Origin of the sequence: Erwinia sp. JUb26, assembly GCF_003751505.1 — a bacterium.
GTDB lineage: Bacteria > Pseudomonadota > Gammaproteobacteria > Enterobacterales > Enterobacteriaceae > Erwinia.
Genome location: NZ_RJVB01000004.1, coordinates 270,578 through 290,867 on the forward strand (window position 1 = coordinate 270,578; position 20,290 = coordinate 290,867).

Consider the following 20,290-nt stretch of genomic DNA (forward strand, 5'->3'; position numbering starts at 1 on the left):
GCTCCCCGGTAAAGCATGGAGAGCGAGATCTGTCCGCTGCAAAGCACAAAGATGGAAAAAGGGCGTGTGGGCACCCATTGTCCCGCATCCCTACGCCGGTATTAGCCGGATCAGGTTCGGAGGGTCACCACGCTGTCTGAACGTATCAAACCGGTGGAATCTCAGCCCCCTGACAGGGCACCCCTTGGAACAAGGCGCAGTCTAGGGCGCGCGTGGACCGGGTGTCAAGATGATTACAATTCGTCACAAACTGTCGGGTTTAAGAGGCTGGAGGATCCGTTTCTTCGCGGCTGGCGGGTGAAACGGAACGGGTAATTAATTCCGGAGGGTGATGGATAATATGTCTTTCCAGGCAGAAGTGTTTATTTTATTAAACAGAGAATAAGATTATTCCTGCCTTGATTCTGTCTTCAACCTCATCAACTCATTCACTTTTTCTTGAGTTATCGCTTCCCTGTTTAATTAATTACGCACCTGGGTTCGGATAATTCTCATAATGCTGTCAGGTAAGGATTATTTATAGGGGAGGACCAATTTTTCCGTGTAACTTTATGTATACAAAAAGACGTAAAAAGACATGGATTATTACAAACAAAGGGCTTTCATTAATGTTCAACTTTAAAACGACCTTGTTACTTTCCGTTATTGCTCTCACCGCCTGCGGTGGAGGCGGCGGTGGCGGTGGCGACGACAGCGCACCGCCGGTCACCACCTCGCCGGGCGAAACCGATAACGGCAGCGGCGGCGAGAATAGCGGCGGCACCACCCCAACGCTGCCCACTTCACCGGCAGCCAGCTACGCCACCGGCGGGACAATTTCCGGTTACACCTACACTACGCCGGACGGCAGTGAATACACCATGCGCCAACCGGGTCTCGTCGTGACTGGCGTATTCACCCAGATGCTGACCCGCACCGACGGCACCCAGGTTTCCGCCACGTCCTGGTGCTGCGGCACGATGAGCTATACCACCTACGGCACCTGGACGCATTTTGAAAAGGGCACGCATGACGTGTTCTACACCGGCGATGCCACGCTGGCGGCCAACGTACCGACGCAGGGAACGGCAACCTATGCCGGCAGCGGCATGCGCGAAAGCACCCGCAGCGACGCCACCTTCAACGTTGATTTTGGTGCGAAAACAATTAACGGCAGTATCGCCGGCGGCGGCGATTACGGCAGCGCGGTCGCCATGCAGGGCAAAATCAGCAACGGCGGCTTTAGCGGCGACGCACAGTCCGGCGGCCAGAACGGCACCTTTATCGGCCACTTCAACGGCCCGGCAGCCGAAGAGCTGGGTGGCGTTGCGCAGTTCAGCGATGCCACTAAAAACACCTCGTTTGGTGCGACGAAAAAATAATCCCTTTCCGGCCAGCCCGCCTGGCCGGTATTCCTGCGATGGTAATCTCTATGAAAGTCCGGGCCTTAGCTGTACTGGGATTTTTATGCCCGGTCAGCGCGCTTTTTGCTGCGCCACCTGAAATTAATTATCTCCCCGCGGCCAGTCATTTAGACCGCCTTGAGAAAACGGCCGCTACCGGTGACGGTCGCCCTACGCAACGCATCAACAACAGCGATCTTGCGGCGCAGCCTGAGTTGGCCAAAGCGATGCTGGACCGTGCCGTCAGTGAAGGCCAGTGGCCTGTTGTTCGTGCGATTTTACCGGTTTACGCCGCTTCCCCGCAGCCGGACGAGATACTGATTCACTTCGCCCGCGCCGGTCTGGCCCGCAGCGAGGGGCATTACGATCGGGCGATAAAACACTACCGCGCGATACTCAGCGCCCACCCCGATTTTGATGCGGTGCGCCTGGAGCTGGCGCGGGCGATGTATGAAAACCGCCAGACCGACGCCGCGGAATATCAGTTCCGCCGGGTGCTGAAAAGTGACCCGCCCGAGAATATTCAGCACATTATCGCGCAATATCTGGATCGTATTCACCAGGGCAGCCCGCTAACGGGAAGTTTCAGCGTCAGCTACCTTAACGACAGCAACGTGAATAATGCCTCATCGGGTGACACGGTGCGCATCGGCGATCGCCTGTTTATCCGCGATAAAGACAGCCTCCCGCAGCGCGGTGAGGGGGTGCAGTTCAGCGGCGCGCTGCAAAAAGATGTGCAGCTGTACAACCAGCACGGCCTGCGCTTCCTCGGCACGGTGTATGGCAAAAGCTACTGGAACAACCACCGTTTTGACGACGTTACCGGGCGCGTGTATGCCGGCTATCAGTGGCGCGATTTCCGTCAGCAGTTCGCCGTTTTACCGTTCTATGAACAGCGCTGGTACGGTACCGAAAGCTACTCCTCCGGTCCCGGCGTGCGCGCCGAATACAGCTATCTTCTCTCTCCCCGCTGGCAGATAAGCCAGGCGCTGGAGTACCAGAAACTCGGCTATGACAACGGCGACTATGCGTTCCTGCGCGGCCATAACCGGCTCTCCTCCACCACGCTTTCCCATGCGCTGAATTCGCGGGTTTCCCTGTTTGGCGGGGTGGATTTGCTGGACCAGCAAACGCTGACGCAGAGCGAAAATAACCGCCGCATCGGGCTGCGCACCGGCGCCCAGGTTGATTTGCCCTGGAAACTCTCATTCTCCGCGATGGGCGCGTTTTCCCGCCGTCAGTACGAGGCAGACAGCGATATCTTTTCCATCCGGCGCAGGGACAACGAGCAGTATTACAGCCTGGCCGTCTGGCACCGCGATCTCGACCTGTTTGGTGTGATGCCAAAGCTGAATTTCACCTATAAACGGGTCAACAGCAACATCGATTTTTACGACTACCATCAGCGCAATATCAGTATTTCGCTGGATAAAAACTTCTGATAACCGGACCGCCGTCCGGGTTATCCGGCTTCCGGCTAATGTGGATCACTCGGTGACGCAATGGCGTTTATCCTGATGGCTCGGTCGTGGAATACGTCCACCACAGGCCTGATGGTGAGGGTCGTTAAGGTTTACATGACGATAAATACGCGGCGATAATTGCCGTGTATTTGTTTTTTTATAAACTCACTATCTCTTCTGGTTTTACAAACGCACCAAACGCGGCGATAATTGCCGTATATTTCATTTTTTGTAAACCCGAGGCGCTATGCTCGATCTTGAAAGCAGGAAAAGGCTAACTACGCTGGTTCCTCATGAACTGATCGCCACAAAAACATGGTTGCGCCAGGAGGGGCTCAGCCTGCATTTTATTGATAATGCGGTAAAAGGCCGTCTGCTGAAAGTCCTGGTACCCGGCGTCTATGCACGATATGAATCCACGTTAACCTGGAAAGGCATAATTGCCTCCCTCCAGCGTATGTCTGAGGATCCCATCGCGGTTGGAGGGCTGTCAGCGCTAAACCTTGAAGGGCTGGCCCATTATCAGGCAAGGGGAAAACTCAGCCTGGTGCATCTCTATTCGGATGCTCCACCACCGGCATGGTTGGGAAAACTTGACGGGAATACTCGCTTTAAATGGCATGGGACACGTCAGCTATGGCAGCCGCTTAAGACTGATGAAGCAAAATTTTTTCGTCAGGACGCCTGGCGTGAAACACTTCCACCCGTTATCTATTCAGTGCCGGAAAAAGCCATTATTGAGCTACTTTCCGATGTCCCTAAATCCATCAGCTTCGAACACGCCGATCGGCTGATGGAAGGATTGTCTACCCTTTCCCCCCGACGTCTTGACCTTATTTTGCAGGCCAGCACGAGTATTAAGTCAAAACGGTTATTCATGTGGCTGGCCGAGCGGCATAATCATCCCTGGCTTAAACATCTGAAGCCGGAGAACTATGACTTTGGCAGCGGCAAGCGTGAACTTGCATCGGGTGGACGTCTAGACAAAGCATGGAATATTACCGTACCCAGGGAGATGTCGTTTTAAATGGACAGAGAGAATATCTACTATCGTCAGGTTCAACTGCTGCTAAGGTTGGTACCTGTCATTGCGCAGCACAGTTGCTTCTCCTTAAAAGGCGGCACGGCAATCAATCTTTTTGTTCGGGACCTGCCGCGTTTATCTGTTGATATAGATTTGGTCTTTTTGCCCGTGATGGAAAGGGATGACTCGCTAAAGGCGATCAAGTCGGCACTGGATGAAATCGCAAATGAAGCGACGGAAATTATCTCTGGCTGTCGGGTGGCGAAGTCTTATGAGGATAAAAATGATGCATTGCGGCTGACCATCGACCGGGAGGGCGTAATCGTTAAGATTGAGCTTTCACCTGTGTTACGCGGAACGGTTTATGAAAGTCAGATCATGGTAGTAAGTGAAACTGTTGAAGATGAGTTTGGATTTGCAGAAATGCAGGTTGTGGCATTTGCTGATTTATTTGCCGGTAAAATTTGTGCCGCCCTCGATCGCCAACATCCCAGGGATCTTTTTGACGTTAAGTGGTTACTCGAAAATGAAGGTCTTTCCGATGAGCTACGTAAGGCTTTGCTGGTGTATATCATCAGCCATCCTCGTCCAATCTCAGAGCTGCTGCAACCCCAGTTAAAGGATATTACCGCTATATATGAAGGTGAATTTAGTCATATGGCGGAGATAGATGTCCCTCTTAGCGATTTGGAAAACTGCAGGTCAGCATTAATCTCCCTGGTTAATTCCTCACTCACCGATTCTGAACGTCAGTTTTTGCTGTCATTCAAAAGCAGGTCGCCAGACTGGACGCTGTTGGGGCTGCAAGGTGTAGACCAGCTTCCCGCCGTTCGCTGGAAGCTACAAAATCTTGGCAAGATGTCTGCGGACAAACACGCTGTAGCATTGGAGCGGCTTCGTAAATTATTAGCTTGACCGTCACTTTCTGCGGGATTGCAAAGTCCTCAACTATGCTTATGTCACTCCCTCTTCTCCGGCACAGCAAGGTGACGACCGTAAATGGACGCTTTCGACTGGCATCGATTCTTTCTTGATGATAAACCGCTTTCTTTCCTGATTGAGGTCAGCCTGAGGGTGCTGATTGCCTATGTGGTGGTGTTTGTATTTCTCAAGGTGTCCGGGCGGAGGGGCATCAAGCAGCTTTCCCTGTTCGAGCTGGTGGTGATCTTAACCCTGGGTTCAGCGTCGGGTGATGTCACTTTTTATGACGACGTGCCGGTGCTGCCGGTGCTGGTGGTTTTCCTGGTTCTGCTGCTGCTTTATCGCCTGACCACCTGGGGCATTGCCCACAGTGAAAAGCTGTCGAAGCTGATCGAGGGCGAAGTCATTACGCTGATCGTTAACGGCCTCTACGAACTGAAAAGCCTGGACGGGCTGAACATTTCCGAAGATGAATTCTTTATGGAGCTGCGCCAGAGCGGGGTTGAGCACCTGGGACAGGTGCGGCTGGCGCTGATTGAACTGGACGGGCAGTTGAGCCTGTATTATTTCGATGCTCAGGACGTGCGACCCGGCCTCAGCGTGCTGCCGCCGGAGCATCGACCCGCGTTTACCCGGGTGCCCAATACGGGGTTATATGCCTGCACCCGCTGCGGACAAACAGGGCAAATTACCGGCGGTGAAAGCCCACCCTGCCCCCGCTGCAAAAATACGCTTTGGTCGGCGGCACTGGCGACCCGACGCGCGCAGTAGCAGTTAATGAGAGTTCAGTTGCTAACGTTATCGATACACGTGAACTCGAACGTGCGTGCCTTGTGGCAATCAGGAACAGAATCAAAAAAGTAGAGACAGACTGAAATCTTTCAACTATCTCAAAATCAGCGTTTTTTGCGATAGTCTGTTGTGATTACTCACCAGAACCTCGTATAACTTAGCTCAGTGCGATGGTGATACTAAATTACCAGGCCGCAGACATTTTTCTGAATCAACTATGGGAAACACGATGAAGCTACATATCTATCAGCACTGCCCTTTCTGTAACCGTGCGCGCATGATTTTTGGTTTTAAAAATCAGCCCGTTGAGCTGTCGGTGATCATGGAAGGTGATGTGGAAACACCAACCCGGATGGTGGGTAAAAAAGTGGTGCCGATCCTTGAGAAAGATGACGGAACTTACATGCCGGAGAGCATGGATATCGTTCACTACGTCGATGGTCTGCAGGGCGATCGCGTGGCGGCAGAGCCAGCGGATGAAGCCATTGTTGAGTGGAGCAAGCAGGCATCAGGCGCGATTTATAAGCTGGCGATCCCGCGCTTTACCCGCGCTGATTTTGCTGAGCTGGCAACGCCGGAAGCCCGCGCCGCCTATACCCAACGCGAAATTAATGCGTTCGGTAATCTGGAAGAGCTGCAGGCGCAGAGCGAGGCGTTTATTGCTGAGACGGTGGAAAAGCTGACCGAGATTGAACCTTATCTGCAAAACTTCAGTAAGGTTTCAACCAGCGAGTTTATTCTTTTCCCCGTGCTGAACAGCCTGAGCATCGTGAAAGATTTTCCGTTCAGCCCGGCCTGTTTAGCCTATTTGCAGAAGGTTTCTGCGCTGAGCAAGGTACCGTTGTTTATTGAGAAGGCGCTCTGATTCACGCTTTCGTCCCGGAGCACGCGGGCTGGGGGTTGCTCCACCTGGACGGGTCCTCGCGCCGCTACGCGGTCCCATCACTGCATTCGTCAGCCTGACGAACCGGCACAGACGGTCCATCCCTGGCCCGGCGGTGCCTTTCGCCCTCTTCCCTGAGGGCGAATCCGGGCTTCCTTATTTCGTTCTGCGCTGCGGATTGTCCTGGTGAAGCAGCCCCCAGCCCACTCGAAGATATTTGCGTTGTCTTTAAATCTTACCTGCTTACCTGCTTACCTGCTTTCCCGCCCTCACCCGATAATATAAAAGCGACAGCAGGATCAGCGCACATCCCAGCATCTGCTGCAGGCTCATCATCTCGGTAAACCACAGTGCGGCGGCGACCACGGTCAGCAGCGGTTCCAGCAGCATAATCAGCGCGGCGTTGGCGGCGCTGGTCATACTCTGCCCTTTCAGCTGTAGCCAGAAGCGCAGGCTGGTGGCGATCAGCACGCTGGCGGCCAGCCATCCCCATGTGGACAGCGCAACCTGCGGCGGCCAGGTTTCCAGCAGCAGGGAGAGTACGGAAGCAATAACGCCGGTACAGATCAGCTGGAAGGACGCCAGCGGACGCACGGAAACAAAGCTGGCGTATTTGGTGTTATAGCAAAAGTAGATGGCCTGCAGGATGGCCGAGCCGAGGAAAAAGAACTGGCTTGGCTCAAATACAATGTTCTTTTTCAGAGTCAGCAGGCCCAGGCCAACCATCCCGACCGGCAGCGAAATCCAGAATGACGCCGACGGACGAGCCTGTAAAATCACCCAGGCGACAATCGGAACAAACAGCATCGACAGGCTCATAATAAATGCCCCCTCCCCCAGCGATCGGGTGGTGGCGACGCCGTATATCCACAGCAGCATACAGCAGGCCAGCAGCAGCCCGCTGATCAGTACCGACCGACGGTGGTGCAGAGCCTGTCTTAATTCGCTGCGTTTGCAAAAGCAAAGCAGCAGCAGGCCGGCCAGAAGGAAACGCAAACCAAGAAATGCCATGGTGGGCATACCGGACACCGCCTCTCTGGAACAGATCCAGCCGAATGCGGCAATCAGCGTGGTACATACCAAAAAGATATCTGCGTTGCCCTGCCGTGACGACATGTTCAGTCCTTAAGTCGTTGAAAAATGATGTATGCTTTGCTGGTGCGGCGATGCTGGCTTTCGCTCGTTCTCTGCCAGGATGAGTCATGATACCGGTAAATTGTATGGAATTTTTCTTCCGCTTTATATATCGAGCGAAAATATTAATTCACTAAAATCTGATAGAAACAGGATCTGGTGATGGATGTTAACCTGACGGGCTTTCTCCCCGCTCTGCTCCCCGTTGCGCTTTCGCCTGGAGCCAGCTTTACGCTGGCGATGAACAGCGCCCTCGCCGGTGGCCGCAGCGGCCTGGTTCGCACGCTGGTGGGCACCGCGCTGGGGATTTATACCCACGCGCTACTGATCGGGCTGGGGGTGACGGCCGTTCTGGTGGCTTCCCCCGCGATGTTCGGCGTGCTGAAAGTGGCCGGGACACTGTATCTGCTGTGGCTCGGGGTACAGCTGATCCGCAGCGGTTTAAAAGCGGACGCGAAGGATTTCAGCGGCGGTGAAGGGGCCATCACGCTAAAGAGTGCCTGGCTGGCGAACGTACTCAACCCCAAGGCCATCGTGTTTTATCTGACCGTGGTGTCGCAGTTTGCCGGGCGACAGGGTGATATCACCGATTATCTGGTTCTGGCGTCGGTGCATATCGTGGTGATGGTGGCATGGCTGATTGTTGTCAGCTATTTACTGATTTTCTCCGCCAGCAAAGCCGATCCGGTGAAGATTAAAAAAACTGTGAATATTGCCGGTGGTGCGCTGTTAATTATCTTTTCAATTCTGGCGGCTTTTCACTGAGCGATTTCAGCTATGGCTACCGTTGCAGACGGTACTACTGCTGAGGTGCATCCGCCAGAGGTCGTGAATTTACTGTGTCGAAATAAAAACACCGCCAGCACAACGCCAGCGGTGTTTTCTAAGCGGAACGACTAACCCGTTACGTCCTGACCCGCAGCGCCGCCTCTATCTTGTCGGCAACCTTGGTCACCACCCATGCAATCACCATATAGAACAGCACCGCAATCGCGAAGGCTTCCAGATAGTAGAAGTTCAGCGCGGCGGTCAGCTGTGCCTGGGCGAAGATATCCACCACCTCAATCGCAAAGGCCAGCGACAGCGCCTTCATAATCACCATAAACGAGTTCGCCAGGTCAGGTATCGCCGAGACGATAATCTGCGGGAACATCACACGGCGGAAAAGCTGCCAGTTGCTGTAGCCCAGCGAATGCGCGGCGTCGGACTGGCCGCTGTCGAAGGCGTTCAGCGCGCCCTTAACCACCTCGGCCTGAAACGCCGACACGCAGGCGGTCAGCGCCACGATGATGATGACCCAGTTCGGCAGGGAATGGGCGTTCACTTCCACGTCCAGCACCGAGGCAACAAAGTGCAATGCAGGCGGCAGGCCGTAGTAGGCAAGGAATATCACCACCACCATCGGCATCCCTTTGAATGCCACCTTATAGGCAATCACCATCTGACGCAGCACCGGGATGCGCCGGTATTCCACCAGCGCGAACAGGCCACCGACCAGCGTGGAGGTGATAAAAATCAGCACCGCCATTGCCAGCGTAACGGGCACGGCATCCAGAATGTTCCAGAAGTCCGGCAGTAATACATCAATATCAAACATCACTCTCTCCCGGTCAGAGACTCGTCGTGAACTTCACCTTCGAAGCGGCCGTTCTTGAGCTGTACTTCGCGTGACGGCGTTCAAAGAAGCGCACGATAAGCCAGGCCACCAGGCACAGCAGCGAGTAGATCACCGCCAGTACCAGATAGGTGCCGAACTGATACTGGTTATAGTCGCGTTCCATAATCAGGTGCGCCGTTGCCATAATGTCGGCGGCTCCGATGTACATCACCAGCGCCACGTTGTGGATCAGGTAGATGATTGCGTTACCGTAGCCGGGCAGCGCGATATGCACCGCCTGCGGGCCGATGACGCGAAACATTTTCTGCCGGAACGAATAGCCGAGGCTGTCTGCCGCGTCGTGCTGTCCACGTTCAACTGCCAGCCAGGCCGGGCGCAGCACCTCAGACAGATAACCGCCGTGATACAGGCTCAGCCCGATCATCGCCGCCACGTTGGCCGAGAACACATCGCCCAGACCCAGCAGTGATGTCACCAGCGGCAGTCCGTAAAAGGCGACGAACAGCTGCAGTACCACCGGCACGCTGCGCGCATAGGATACGTACAGGTCGGCCAACTGGCCGACCACGGGGATCCGGTAAACCCGGAGGGTTGTGGCGATCAGCGCGAGGAAAAACCCGACGATGATGGCGACGAACATAATCCCGAGCGTCAGCGGCAGGGCCGACAGCAGCTCGGGAATCATGGAAGCGAGATCCACGTTACACTACTCCTGAATACAGTTTCAGCCGGTGTGCCCGGCTGAAGACTTCGGGTTAAAGCGGCGGCGTTACTTGATGTACTTGCTGACGTCTTCGCCAAACCATTTCACCGACAGCTTATCCAGCGTGCCGTCCTCCTTCAGCTCTTTCAGCGCTTTGCTGATGTCATCGCTCAGGACTTTGTTCTCATCCGATTTGTGGATCAGGGCGTAGGTGTTGTTGATCACCACCGGCTCGCTGGCCACGATGTTTAGCTTCTGGTTGTCGATAACCGTCTGCTCGCCGAGGTTGGAAGGCAGGATCAGCGCATCGTATTTGCCGTTCTGCACTTCTTTCAGGCGGTCCGGGTAAGGGATACCGGCGCTGGACGCTTTGATATCAATCTTGTCGGCCGGGTTTTCCTGCTGCCACTGGGTGATGAACTTGTACACGCCGCCACCGGCGGTGACCGGTACGATTTTCTTGCCGACCAGCGATTTCATATCAACGATCTTGTCGTCTTTACGGCTGTAGATCTTCATCAGGCTGGCGCCCATCGGGCTGTCCGGGATCAGGAACTGCTTGCTGCGCGCGGGGGCTTTGTAATAGCCGCCGGTGGCCATATCGTATTTTCCGGTGACCAGACCGGTTTCCTGCGCGATATCGGCCGCGCCTTCCATCACAAATTTGTACTGCGGCAGCTTGGCGTTAACCGCCTTCAGCACGTCCGGCTCGTAGCCCTGCGGCTCCACGCCGATCGCGCCCCAGGAGAGCGGCTTGGATTCTGCTGCAGTGGCGATTTTGATGGTGCGTACGGATTCCGCGTAACTGGCACCGGCGGCGGTCATCGCCAGCGTGACGGCAACCGGCAGGGCCAGACGGCGTAAAACAGTTTTGAATGCAGGCATTGTCTTCGTTTCCTTTTAATTATTAGATGATGCGTTCAGCGTTAAGGAATTGCGCAAGTCTTGGCGTTGACGGATTATCAAAGATCTCCGCCGGGCTGCCTTCTGCGGCCACCACGCCCTGATCCATAAATACAATTCGGTTCGAGATACTTTTGGCAAACTGCATTTCGTGCGTCACCAGCAGCGAGGTAATGCCGGAAGACGTCACATCTTTAATCACCTTCAGCACTTCGCCCACCAGTTCCGGGTCCAGCGATGAGGTCGGTTCATCAAACAGAATCACATCCGGGCGCACTGCCAGCGCGCGGGCGATGCCGGTACGCTGCAACTGCCCGCCGGAAAGCTGCGACGGGTAATTGTCGAGCTTGGACGACAGGCCGACACGATCCAGTTCCTGACGGGCAATTTCCCGCGCTTCCTCTTTCGATTTGCGCTGAACCACCATCAGGGGATCCATCACGTTTTCAATCACCGTCATATTTTTGAAGACGTTGAACTGCTGGAACACCATGGCGGTACGCAGGCGGATAGCCTGAATCGCCGCTTTATCCGCCGCGCGATAGTCCATGCGGATATCGTCGAAGGTGATGGTGCCTGACGACGGTTTGGCCAGATAGTTAATGCAGCGCAGCAGCGTGGTTTTACCGGTGCCGCTCGGGCCGATAATCGACACCACATCGCCACGATTGACCGAAAGGTTGACGCCTTTCAGGATCGGGGTGCTGCCGTAGGAAAGCGTAATATCGTTAAGTTCAAGCATGGAATTCAGTGTCCTCTCGGCTGTGCCGGGCGCAGAACGGGTTTATTTTTCCACCCCGGCATGGCCGAGGACGTGCATCAGGCGGTTTGCCCAGCCAAAAATGGCGGTGGCGTGGATCAGATCGATAATTTCGTGGTCGTTCATACCCACCTCGCGCAGCGCCGCCACATCTTCCGGCGTGGCTTCCGACGGCGTGACCGACAGGCGGCGGGCGAAGCGATAGATGGCCGCATCGCGCGGGCCGAGCTGGTCTTCGCGGTGGTAATACAGGGCGCTGACCAGCGCGTTATCTTTGCGCAGCTGCGCGTGGCGGCGGGCGTGCACCACCGCGCAGTATTTGCAGCCGTTGACCAGCGATGCGCCCAGCGCACCCAGTTCGCGGTCGGCGCGGTCCAGACCGCCCTCCACGTACATAATCGCGTTGAACAGCAGCGTGCGGGCCACGTAGCTTTCCGGGTCATGGGCCAGGGTGCGCACGTACTCCGAGACCTTTTTGTTCGACGGCGTGACCTGCATGGCGGCCAGCTGTTCCGGGGTGGCATCGGCCAGTTCAACCGGGGCGATCCATGGGTGCCAGCTCAGCGGTTTCAAAGTAACGGACGGGATCATGCGGACCTCATCAGGCGCAGACCCGCGGCGACGCGCGTCTGGAAATTCACAAAGGCAATCAGTTCGGACAGTGCGACAATCTGCGGGTTGTTCAGCCCGGCCTGCTCCAGCCGACGAATTGCGTCGGCGTCGGCGCGGTCCGGCGTCAGGGTAATCAGGTCGCTGTGGTGGGCCAGGGTTGCCAGCGGTTCCGCCAGCGCAGACTCCCCGGCGGCCAGCGCCAGCAGCGATGCGTCCGGCTGCTGTTCTGCCAGCCGCGCATCATATTCGGCGATCAGCGGGTCATCGCCGTTCAGCGCGGCGATGCGGCGGGCCAGCGCCAGGCGCAGGGCCGCATTCAGTCCCAGATCGTGTTCGGGCGTCAGTACGGAACGACGGCAGGCTTCTGCGCCGTCAACGAATTCGGTACGAAAGCGACGGGCGCGGAACAGCGCATCGTCCGGCGTCAGCCCGGCGGCGTTATCTATAGCGTCGATCACAACGCGTTCTCCTTTTTCAGCAGGGGCGAGGCATCTACCCACTCGTCGCCCTGCAGTTCTGGGGTGTCGTATGCCTGTAAACTGGCGTAATGGCGGGTGACGTCCTCGGCAAACAGCGACGCGGTAATGCCGCGAACCAGGCGCTCGGCTCCGGCGCTGACCGCCGGGATATCACCGGATACCTTGCCGTGCGTCAGCATGGCGGCATCGTTAAAGCAGTAAATCTGGGCAAGCTGCGGGCAGCTTCCCGGTACTTTCTCGCGGAACTCAAAATCCGGCCCGAGGTCGGGCGCATCCAGCATGCTGGCACGCGGGGTGCCCATTTCCGGCGCGTAGCGGCCGTCAGACCAGCTGCGGATAAACGATGCAACGGCGGCGAACTCAGGCCGGCCGTTAAAATCGTTGGCAAAGCCGGTGGCGGCAATCAGGAAATCGTAATGCTTCTCGCCCTGGGTAGTGGTAATCGCCAGGCCGTCGCCCTCTTCCCGTACCCCCACGATGCCGCAGTTCAGATAGAAATGTGCCTGCGGATGTCGGGAAACGCGCAGCGTGGAGGAGCGCGGCGGCGGCGTCTGTGAAGCAGAGGTGTAGTCGACAAACTTCCACTTCCAGTCGTCAGGCAGGCGGTGCATGCCGTGGACTACGCCCTGGCTGCCAATGCCGGTCATTTTATTGATGCGCGGCATTTCAGCGCGGCGGATCAGCATATCTACCGCAGAGGCACCGGCTTCCAGCGCCGTGGCGGCGTTATCCATTGAGGATGCGCCCGCACCGATCACCGCCACGTTTTTCCCGCTCAGCGCCGCGAAGTCGATATCGTCAGCGGAGTGTGCCCAGAAGCGGCGATCGACGCCCTGCAGGAAGTCAGGAACGGCAGCGCCGCCCAGACCGGATCGTCCGGTGGCCAGCACCAGCCGACGGGTATAAATTCGCGCGGTTTCGGCACCGGTCAGGTCCAGCGCAATCAGGTCGTCGATTGGCGTGATGGCGGTAATACGAACGTTGTTACGCACCGGCAGATCCAGCACCTGGCGATACCACACCAGATAATCCATCCATTGTGCTTTCGGGATTTTATCCAGCTCCTGCCAGGCCTCTGCGCCCCACTGGGCGGTGAACCAGGCGCGGAAAGTCAGCTGCGGCAGACCGAGCGCCGGGCCGTGCAGCGTTTTTGGTGAACGCAGGGTTTCCATGCGGGCGAAGGTGATCCACGGCCCTTCCTGCCCGGCCGGAGCGGCGTCGTAGGCCACCACGTTGCTAATGCCGGTGAACAGCAGTTTCGCCGTAGCCGCCAGGCCACACATCCCGGCCCCGATCACCACCACGTCGCGCACGGCTTCACCGTGCAGGGTGCGCGGCGGCACCCAGGATTTTGCCGGAAGCTCAAGCAGTTCAAGATCGGATCGGAGCCGCTCTTCCAGAGCCTGCAGGCCGAGTGCCGTTGCTGATGCAGCAGAATGCGTCATGGTTATTTTCCTGAATGCTGTCTCCCTCGGGCGGCGGGCAGCCTGCCTGCAAAAGCCCGGAGATCATCATTTTCTATTATTCAAATAAAGCATGATTAGGCGCTAACAATCAGATATTCACATAATCATGCGCAATGTTCGGATAATCCTCTGCACCATGATTTGTGTCAAGAAAGTGCTTACATTTCGAACGACGGATTTCTTATATCTTATGCCGAAATTGATATATAGGCGGAATGCGGAAGGGAAGAATAACGGCGCCTTCCTCAGGTAAACGCGCCGTTTACCCGTCAACTGTCCTGATTGATCAGCCGCATCACGCGCGGGTGCTCAGCGGCAGGCAGCTGCTGGAAGCCGGGCAGCAGCGTGGCGGCCGCCGCAGCCAGCGCGCTGACCAGCGACTGTGCGGCGCTGGAAAGCGGTCTCCCCTGCGGGGTGATCACACCGAAGAAATAGGGGATCTCCTCCTCCAGCGGGCGGATGATGACGCCCGCTAGCGGCATGCCCCAGGCGGTAACCGGCTCAAGTATCGCTACGCCCAGCCCAGCGCGCACGCAGGATAGAATATTGGCGGAGGAGTTAGTTTCGATGGTTTCGTGCAGCGGCGTTTTCAGTTTTTTAAGCGCTTTTTCAAAGCGGCCGCGCAGGCGCAGTGGGTTCCACGGCGCAATCAGCCGCCGCCCGGCCAGATCGCTAAGCGTGACCTGCTCCTGCGCCGCCAGCGGGTCGTCCTGCGGCAGTGCCACCGCGCAGCGCGACTGGCCGATCCAGTGCAGTTCCACCGCGTGATGCTCCAGCGGCAGGCTGCACAGGGCAATGTCCGCTTCGCCGGAGATCACCGCGTGCGCCGTGTGCTCGGCGGATTCACTGATAATCTGCACCTTGTTCTGCAGGCTCAGCGAGGCCAGCGCCAGCGGCAGCAGCCCCGCCGCCAGGGCGGGCGTGGCGGCGATATGCAGCGGGCGATGCTGCTGACTGCCAATTTCCTGCGCCCGCAGGCGGATCTGCTGTAGCGACAGCAGCGCTTTTTGCACGTACTGATGCAGCTGTAGCGCTTCCGACGTGGGGTGGATGCGCGGCCCGTTGCGAATAAACAGCGGATAGCCCAGCGACTGCTCCAGATCCTGAATCAGCCTTGAAACAGCGGGCTGTGAGCGATCCAGCGCTTTCGCCGCCGCCGTCACGCTCCCGGCGGAGATCACCGCGGCAAAGGCCTCAAGCTGTTTTAAATCCAAATCCTGCAGTGGCGTCACGGCTTTATTCCTGTGCTGATTGGGTTTCGGCCAGCAGCGTATCAATCACCGGCGCGTTGGCAAAGCCGCCCTTCAGCGCGGCAACGATTGCGGTAAGCTAATTTCCCTGCTCATGGCAGGTTAACGCTGACCGGAGCACATCTTGCGTTATCCCGCTATCGGTTTCAAGATGACGATCGGCGCGCAGGCACGACCGTTGTAATTCCGCAGGACAGCCGCGCAGGGCATCCGGATCCGTCCTGTAAGAAGGCCGCGATAACATCGCGGCAGCGGAAGGAATAAGATTTTGTGATGACTGATTTCCCCACGGTTTCGCAGGGAACTCAGTTAACTACGCGGTTGTACGACTGAACTGCCGACGTTCAGCAATTTTCTCGGCGTGCAGCAGCACTTCCTGCAGGTCGCCTTCATCGATATCCAGCAGCTGGCCTGCCAGCAGCGCCTCGTGCAGATCGTCACGGGTGATCGAGACGGTGATGGCAACCGGCGGCGGCGCGGGTTCTGCTGCACCCAGCGGATGCGGATAGCGGCGCCCGGCCAGGTTATTAAACACAATGGCCAGCAGCGCCAGCGACACCGAATTCAGCAGAACCGGGGTAAACGCAAACTCATAGCCCGTACTGTGGATGCCCGGCCCGCCGAGTACGGCGGTCAGCGCCACGGCTCCACCAGGCGGATGCAGACAGCGCAGCTTAAACATCAGCGCAATTGCCAGGCACGCCGCCACACCACAGGCAATGGCCGGGTTGTCGATCCACATCCCGACGGTCACCCCGGTCAGGGCGGAGATAAAATTACCGCCAACGATCGACCACGGCTGGGCCAGCGGGCTGTTGGGCACGCCAAATAATAAAACGGCCGAGGCCCCCACCGGGGCGACAAACCACAAGTTAACCTCACCCAGCACCCAGTGGCTGAACAGGCTGGTGATCGCCAGCCCGATACCGGCACCGATACTGGCAAGAACCATCTGCTTTCTGGCAACTGCCAGCGGGTGGGGTTTCAGGCGGCCGAAGAAAATTCGAACCTTCGCGAGAAGATTATCTGGAGGGGTGTGATTCATAGCGCAGGTGACTAATCCATAGAAAATTCTTATATTATGAGCGGGCGATTCTCCTCCGATTACGCCCCGCAGACAACCTGCAAAAAAGTAAGGTTATTCATATTCAACCGACCGTTTTTCGGCTACGGTATTTTTTTATCTTTATAAAATCGCTGTGTTATTTTCAAGGAGCTGTAATGCGTCGTTTCGTACTGAAGGGATTTATGCTGATGTTAGTGGGTTCTTTGGCCGCCTGCAGTCAGTGCACGGATAGCGTCACCGCCCATACCAAAAGTTATGTTTTTAAATCCAAAAGCGACTTTGACCCCAACTATACCACCCAGATTTCCGGCACCATCCAGCTGATGAAGCCGGTTTTTAAAGCGTATCATGACGACGGTATAAAGGATCGTCAGGCGGGAATCTCGCGTGAGGTGGCGTTGCAGAAAGTGGACAACTTCAAAAAAGAAAAAGCCTCAGAAAAGATGGAAAGCCAGCACACCTTTATTAACAGCAGCTATGCCAGCACGCTGAGTGACAAGCAGCGGGCGCTGTTTATCAACGAGGCGATGGGTGCCTATCTGGACGGTTTTGACGGGCGCTGATCGAAACCACTGCGGTGCCGGGGCCAGATCCACCGATTCATCTGGCCCCGACGAGCCGCATTTAGCCAGCGGCTCATTACCCTGAAATTGAAGGTCAGTTAAACCAGTGCGGCAGCGGATCGGGCAGATTCACCCAGCTGCGCGGCCCGGCGGCCAGTTCGCTGTCGGTGAGCAGTGCTGCATTCAGCTGACGACGCAGTGCCCCCTCATCCATCTGCATGCCGATAAACACCAGTTCCTGCCGCGCATCGCCCACGCCATCCTGCCAGTGCTGCATGATCCAGCGCAGGGATTCTTCATCCTGCGGCCAGCGATCGCGCGGCACGCCCACCCACCAGCGCCCGGCCATTTCCTGGCGGGATACGCCGCCCGCCTGCGACCAGCTGCCGGCAAACTCCGGGCGACTCGCCAGCCAGAAATAGCCTTTTGAACGCACCACGCCCGGCAGTTCGCCGCCGAAAAAGTCCCAGAAGCGTTCCGGATGAAACGGCCTGCGCGCCCGCCAGACAAAATTGCTGATGCCGTACTCTTCCGTTTCCGGCACGTGGGTACCGCGCAGTTCCTGCATCCAGCCGGGTGCCTGCGACGCTTCAGCAAAGTCAAACAGGCCGGTATTCAGCACTTTATCCAGCGCCACCTGACCGAAGCGGGCGATTTCAATGCGTGCGCGGGGATTAAGGCTGCGCAGGATGCCGGTAAGCTGCTCGCGCTGCTTTTCGCTAATCAGGTCGGTTTTGTTGATAATCAGCACGTCGCAGAATTCGATTTGCTCGATGAGCAGATCGACCACCGAACGCTCGTCAAACTCGCCCAGCGATTCGCCGCGCGATTCAATGCTGTCGCGCGACTGATAGTCACGCAGGAAGTTAAAGCCATCCACCACCGTCACCATGGTATCCAGCCGGGCCACCGCCGACAGACTTTCGCCGCTGTCGTCTTCAAAGGTGAAGGTTTCCGCGACCGGTAAGGGTTCGGAGATGCCGGTGGATTCAATCACCAGCTGATCGAAGCGGTTTTCCCGCGCCAGGCGATTGACCTCCATTAACAGGTCTTCACGCAGGGTGCAGCAGATGCAGCCGTTGCTCATCTCGACCAGTTTTTCATCGGTTCGGGAGAGATCGGCCCCGCCGTCGCGGACCAGCGCGGCGTCGATGTTAATTTCGGACATATCATTGACGATAACCGCGACGCGTCTGCCCTCGCGGTTATTGAGAATATGGTTGAGCAGCGTGGTTTTTCCCGCGCCCAGAAAGCCGGAAAGTACGGTAACCGGCAGGCGAGCATCGTGCCCGGTGTTGATGCGTGGTTGTGACATAGTGACATCCTCAGGTGCGTTAACGCGGAGATGAACGGGCGTTAAACCGTATCCCTTATGGGGTAATTGTTATGTTATAACATAACAATTATGGAAGTCATCTGTTTATCGAAAAATGCCCAGTGCAGGGATTTGTCGGGACTGCATGGTGTACATTGTATGTCCTGAATTTCTATGAATCTCAGTGATGCGAAAAAACGGACTGGGTGGGGAAAATGAGGTGCAAAAATGAATTTTTTTGAAGAACTGAAAACCTCTCTGGAAGGGGCCGTAGAAATAAAAAAAGGTAACAAAGCACCATCTGCCGTTACCCGATACGATATTGCAGATGTTCGTGCTACTGCACGGGTCAGTGGGCTAAAAGGGGGAAGGAACAATCTACTGAGCAAGCATAAACAGGCCGTAGGTGTATGATGTTTGGAATTCGAGATAGAGGAGTCTACATAGTTTTATCAATATATAAATTGATAAAGGTGTTGAGTTGCGCGCGGATACAGAAAATTTTTATCTAGGCCATACATAGCTTATGAGAGTTAAAGGGAAATCAACTAAGGGATGCTGTTATGTACTATAGTGATGCAATTGTCAGTAAAATGATAAGTGATGATATTCTTGCCAAAAAACTGGATAATGCGCTTGTCGGTGTTAAAGACCAGGTTTTCGAACAGGCCGCCAGAATTCAGGATGGCACCACCAGAATGGCTTATTATCTGTCTTGCTTTACTGATAATTATCACGATGTTTGCTCAAAATTAAAAAAAGAGGATGTGCGTTTTTTTGAAGCATTTTATCATCTGGTTAAGTATCGGAGGATGATTTCAGAACTCATCCAAATATATATCGAGTTGATTTTAAAAAACAGAATCCCGCAACAATTGGAACATATTAAACGCTTATTGATGAAAGTGAATGTAAATATATCATCCAGTTCTTTAACTACTCAATCATTTGCTTTGGGTGTTACTAGTGCAATATGTCTTGGTTCGAATGTAAGTGATGGAATTGTCAGGAAGATGAGTAAAGTCTCCGGTCTATCTGTTGCAGCCGTAAACTTTTATGGCTATATTCAGCAAGCGGCCGAAAGTGCCGAGCGGTTACAGATCATGCATCCAGGTTATTATCAGGAGTTATATGTCAGAAAGTTGGAGATGATGTATTTCCTTGTTGAACCCGTTTTCATGAAGGCGCATTTTTTCATGGCTAACCTTTCATCAGACGATGATATTGCCAATGCAATATTTCGGATGACCAGGTAAATAGTATGATTAATTTTTTCAAAAAGTGGTTAAAAAACCAATTATCATTTTTTCTTTGGGTATACATTCCAGTAATATTAACTGTAATTTTCGGCGTTTTCATGGCTCACTTCCTCCCCAATATTGCAATGCAGGCAATAGGGGTTTTCTTTGTCTTAATGTTAGTTGCTGTTTTTTGTTACTCTCGATAAATTTATAAGGATATTAAAATGTCAACTCCAGCTCATATTTGGTTAACAGATAAAAATGGATCACAAGTTGTCGGAGGGTGTTTAATGCCAGAACGAATTGGTTCAATTGAATTAAAATCGGTTATGCACAGTGTTTCTATACCTGTATCTCCTAACACAGGAAAACTTACTGGCGCAAGAATTCATTCACCTATAGCTGTGCAAAAAGAATTTGACAAAACCACACCAATTCTTTTTCGCGCACTATGTGAAGGACGAACATTTAAATCGGCGACAATAAAAATGTATCGGATTTTGGATGCTGGGATTGAAAGCGAGTATTTCAATATTTTTCTGGAGAATGTTAAGATCACAACAATCTCGCCGTATTTATATCCAAATGGAATGACAAGTACGCACATGGAAAATATTGAGTTACGTTATGAAACTATTACCTGGAAGTATACGGAAGGTAATGTTCTATACCGAGACACATGGAATGAATATGCTACAGCGTAAGGGAAGATAAA

21 protein-coding genes, 1 pseudogene and 1 riboswitch are annotated in these 20,290 nt (G+C 55.0%); of the genes and pseudogenes, 11 read left to right on the forward strand and 11 right to left on the reverse strand.

All coding sequences use genetic code 11. The features are described from left to right. Positions 1-70: 70 nt before the first annotated feature. A riboswitch (TPP riboswitch) is annotated at positions 71-195 on the reverse strand. Between the two features lie 413 nt (positions 196-608). The 6 genes from EC836_RS12765 (at position 609) to grxB (ending at position 6,447) form a co-directional block, all read left to right on the forward strand. Continuing rightward, a complete protein-coding gene (locus EC836_RS12765; protein WP_158612788.1) occupies positions 609-1,361 on the forward strand; it encodes a Slam-dependent surface lipoprotein in 753 nt (250 codons plus the stop codon). A 50-nt stretch (positions 1,362-1,411) separates the two neighbouring features. Further along, positions 1,412-2,824 carry a porin family protein gene (locus tag EC836_RS12770; protein ID WP_158612789.1) on the forward strand — a complete coding sequence of 471 codons (1,413 nt, stop codon included), beginning with the start codon at positions 1,412-1,414 and terminating at the stop codon, positions 2,822-2,824. Between the two features lie 268 nt (positions 2,825-3,092). Next, positions 3,093-3,872: a type IV toxin-antitoxin system AbiEi family antitoxin domain-containing protein gene (locus EC836_RS12775; RefSeq protein ID WP_123333622.1), complete on the forward strand. Its 780-nt coding sequence runs from the start codon at positions 3,093-3,095 to the stop codon at positions 3,870-3,872. Then, positions 3,873-4,784 carry a nucleotidyl transferase AbiEii/AbiGii toxin family protein gene (locus EC836_RS12780; RefSeq protein ID WP_123333624.1) on the forward strand — a complete coding sequence of 304 codons (912 nt, stop codon included), beginning with the start codon at positions 3,873-3,875 and terminating at the stop codon, positions 4,782-4,784. An 84-nt stretch (positions 4,785-4,868) separates the two neighbouring features. Beyond that, a complete protein-coding gene (locus EC836_RS12785; RefSeq protein WP_123333626.1) occupies positions 4,869-5,561 on the forward strand; it encodes a DUF421 domain-containing protein in 693 nt (230 codons plus the stop codon). Between the two features lie 250 nt (positions 5,562-5,811). After that, positions 5,812-6,447 (forward strand): glutaredoxin 2, encoded by a 636-nt coding sequence (gene grxB / locus EC836_RS12790; protein WP_123333628.1) that lies wholly within the window; start codon positions 5,812-5,814, stop codon positions 6,445-6,447. Positions 6,448-6,708: 261 nt separating this feature from the next. Here grxB and EC836_RS12795 read toward each other — a convergent pair whose 3' ends face one another. Beyond that, entirely contained in the window at positions 6,709-7,581 is an 873-nt protein-coding gene (locus EC836_RS12795) for a DMT family transporter (protein ID WP_123333630.1), read from the reverse strand. A gap of 180 nt (positions 7,582-7,761) precedes the next feature. Between EC836_RS12795 and EC836_RS12800 the strand changes: the two genes are divergently transcribed. Further along, on the forward strand, positions 7,762-8,364 hold the full coding sequence (locus EC836_RS12800; protein ID WP_123333633.1) for a LysE family translocator: 603 nt from the start codon (positions 7,762-7,764) through the stop codon (positions 8,362-8,364). A 139-nt stretch (positions 8,365-8,503) separates the two neighbouring features. On the opposite strand, the gene EC836_RS12805 is transcribed toward EC836_RS12800, so the two are convergent. From EC836_RS12805 to EC836_RS12845, 9 genes are all read right to left on the reverse strand, one after another. Beyond that, positions 8,504-9,196: an amino acid ABC transporter permease gene (locus EC836_RS12805; protein ID WP_123333635.1), complete on the reverse strand. Its 693-nt coding sequence runs from the start codon at positions 9,194-9,196 to the stop codon at positions 8,504-8,506. Positions 9,197-9,209: 13 nt separating this feature from the next. Then, complete coding sequence (locus tag EC836_RS12810; protein WP_199735169.1) at positions 9,210-9,902, reverse strand: amino acid ABC transporter permease; 693 nt, start codon at positions 9,900-9,902, stop codon at positions 9,210-9,212. A gap of 84 nt (positions 9,903-9,986) precedes the next feature. Then, positions 9,987-10,805, reverse strand: a complete 819-nt coding sequence (locus EC836_RS12815; RefSeq protein ID WP_123333639.1) for a transporter substrate-binding domain-containing protein — start codon at positions 10,803-10,805, stop codon at positions 9,987-9,989. Between the two features lie 22 nt (positions 10,806-10,827). Further along, a complete protein-coding gene (locus EC836_RS12820) occupies positions 10,828-11,565 on the reverse strand; it encodes an amino acid ABC transporter ATP-binding protein (protein ID WP_123333641.1) in 738 nt (245 codons plus the stop codon). 42 nt (positions 11,566-11,607) lie between these two features. After that, positions 11,608-12,174 carry a peroxidase-related enzyme gene (locus tag EC836_RS12825; protein WP_123333643.1) on the reverse strand — a complete coding sequence of 189 codons (567 nt, stop codon included), beginning with the start codon at positions 12,172-12,174 and terminating at the stop codon, positions 11,608-11,610. Continuing rightward, on the reverse strand, positions 12,171-12,653 hold the full coding sequence (locus EC836_RS12830; RefSeq protein WP_123333645.1) for a hypothetical protein: 483 nt from the start codon (positions 12,651-12,653) through the stop codon (positions 12,171-12,173). Before EC836_RS12830 ends, EC836_RS12825 begins: the two co-directional genes overlap by 4 nt. Then, positions 12,650-14,119 carry an NAD(P)-binding domain-containing protein gene (locus EC836_RS12835; protein WP_123333647.1) on the reverse strand — a complete coding sequence of 490 codons (1,470 nt, stop codon included), beginning with the start codon at positions 14,117-14,119 and terminating at the stop codon, positions 12,650-12,652. Before EC836_RS12835 ends, EC836_RS12830 begins: the two co-directional genes overlap by 4 nt. 290 nt (positions 14,120-14,409) lie before the next feature. Then, positions 14,410-15,372: a LysR family transcriptional regulator gene (locus tag EC836_RS12840; RefSeq protein WP_123333649.1), complete on the reverse strand. Its 963-nt coding sequence runs from the start codon at positions 15,370-15,372 to the stop codon at positions 14,410-14,412. Positions 15,373-15,703: 331 nt separating this feature from the next. After that, positions 15,704-16,435 carry an HPP family protein gene (locus tag EC836_RS12845; protein WP_123333651.1) on the reverse strand — a complete coding sequence of 244 codons (732 nt, stop codon included), beginning with the start codon at positions 16,433-16,435 and terminating at the stop codon, positions 15,704-15,706. A gap of 176 nt (positions 16,436-16,611) precedes the next feature. Here EC836_RS12845 and EC836_RS12850 point away from each other — a divergent pair, with 176 nt between their 5' ends. Continuing rightward, positions 16,612-17,019: an Exc2 family lipoprotein gene (locus EC836_RS12850; RefSeq protein ID WP_123333653.1), complete on the forward strand. Its 408-nt coding sequence runs from the start codon at positions 16,612-16,614 to the stop codon at positions 17,017-17,019. A gap of 94 nt (positions 17,020-17,113) precedes the next feature. Here EC836_RS12850 and zigA read toward each other — a convergent pair whose 3' ends face one another. Next, positions 17,114-18,334: a zinc metallochaperone GTPase ZigA gene (zigA, locus tag EC836_RS12855; RefSeq protein WP_123333655.1), complete on the reverse strand. Its 1,221-nt coding sequence runs from the start codon at positions 18,332-18,334 to the stop codon at positions 17,114-17,116. A 228-nt stretch (positions 18,335-18,562) separates the two neighbouring features. Between zigA and EC836_RS12860 the strand changes: the two are divergent. The 3 genes and pseudogenes from EC836_RS12860 to EC836_RS12875 all read left to right on the forward strand — a co-directional run. Continuing rightward, a pseudogene (locus EC836_RS12860) lies at positions 18,563-18,673 on the forward strand (transcriptional regulator); the annotation flags it as partial. Positions 18,674-18,897: 224 nt separating this feature from the next. After that, positions 18,898-19,590 (forward strand): hypothetical protein, encoded by a 693-nt coding sequence (locus tag EC836_RS12865; RefSeq protein ID WP_123333657.1) that lies wholly within the window; start codon positions 18,898-18,900, stop codon positions 19,588-19,590. A gap of 209 nt (positions 19,591-19,799) precedes the next feature. Then, positions 19,800-20,279, forward strand: a complete 480-nt coding sequence (locus EC836_RS12875) for a type VI secretion system tube protein TssD (RefSeq protein ID WP_123333661.1) — start codon at positions 19,800-19,802, stop codon at positions 20,277-20,279. The last annotated feature ends 11 nt before the right edge of the window (positions 20,280-20,290 follow it).

Excerpts from the sequence above, each read along its gene's own strand:
- EC836_RS12765 (WP_158612788.1), top strand. The coding sequence starts at position 609 with ATGTTCAACTTTAAAACGACCTTGTTACTTTCCGTTATTGCTCTCACC.
- EC836_RS12770 (WP_158612789.1), top strand. The coding sequence starts at position 1,412 with ATGAAAGTCCGGGCCTTAGCTGTACTGGGATTTTTATGCCCGGTCAGC.
- EC836_RS12775 (WP_123333622.1), top strand. The coding sequence starts at position 3,093 with ATGCTCGATCTTGAAAGCAGGAAAAGGCTAACTACGCTGGTTCCTCAT.
- EC836_RS12780 (WP_123333624.1), top strand. The coding sequence starts at position 3,873 with ATGGACAGAGAGAATATCTACTATCGTCAGGTTCAACTGCTGCTAAGG.
- EC836_RS12785 (WP_123333626.1), top strand. The coding sequence starts at position 4,869 with ATGGACGCTTTCGACTGGCATCGATTCTTTCTTGATGATAAACCGCTT.
- grxB (WP_123333628.1), top strand. The coding sequence starts at position 5,812 with ATGAAGCTACATATCTATCAGCACTGCCCTTTCTGTAACCGTGCGCGC.
- EC836_RS12795 (WP_123333630.1), bottom strand. The coding sequence starts at position 7,581 with ATGTCGTCACGGCAGGGCAACGCAGATATCTTTTTGGTATGTACCACG.
- EC836_RS12800 (WP_123333633.1), top strand. The coding sequence starts at position 7,762 with ATGGATGTTAACCTGACGGGCTTTCTCCCCGCTCTGCTCCCCGTTGCG.
- EC836_RS12805 (WP_123333635.1), bottom strand. The coding sequence starts at position 9,196 with ATGTTTGATATTGATGTATTACTGCCGGACTTCTGGAACATTCTGGAT.
- EC836_RS12810 (WP_199735169.1), bottom strand. The coding sequence starts at position 9,902 with ATGATTCCCGAGCTGCTGTCGGCCCTGCCGCTGACGCTCGGGATTATG.
- EC836_RS12815 (WP_123333639.1), bottom strand. The coding sequence starts at position 10,805 with ATGCCTGCATTCAAAACTGTTTTACGCCGTCTGGCCCTGCCGGTTGCC.
- EC836_RS12820 (WP_123333641.1), bottom strand. The coding sequence starts at position 11,565 with ATGCTTGAACTTAACGATATTACGCTTTCCTACGGCAGCACCCCGATC.
- EC836_RS12825 (WP_123333643.1), bottom strand. The coding sequence starts at position 12,174 with ATGATCCCGTCCGTTACTTTGAAACCGCTGAGCTGGCACCCATGGATC.
- EC836_RS12835 (WP_123333647.1), bottom strand. The coding sequence starts at position 14,119 with ATGACGCATTCTGCTGCATCAGCAACGGCACTCGGCCTGCAGGCTCTG.
- EC836_RS12845 (WP_123333651.1), bottom strand. The coding sequence starts at position 16,435 with ATGAATCACACCCCTCCAGATAATCTTCTCGCGAAGGTTCGAATTTTC.
- EC836_RS12850 (WP_123333653.1), top strand. The coding sequence starts at position 16,612 with ATGCGTCGTTTCGTACTGAAGGGATTTATGCTGATGTTAGTGGGTTCT.
- zigA (WP_123333655.1), bottom strand. The coding sequence starts at position 18,334 with ATGTCACAACCACGCATCAACACCGGGCACGATGCTCGCCTGCCGGTT.
- EC836_RS12865 (WP_123333657.1), top strand. The coding sequence starts at position 18,898 with ATGTACTATAGTGATGCAATTGTCAGTAAAATGATAAGTGATGATATT.
- EC836_RS12875 (WP_123333661.1), top strand. The coding sequence starts at position 19,800 with ATGTCAACTCCAGCTCATATTTGGTTAACAGATAAAAATGGATCACAA.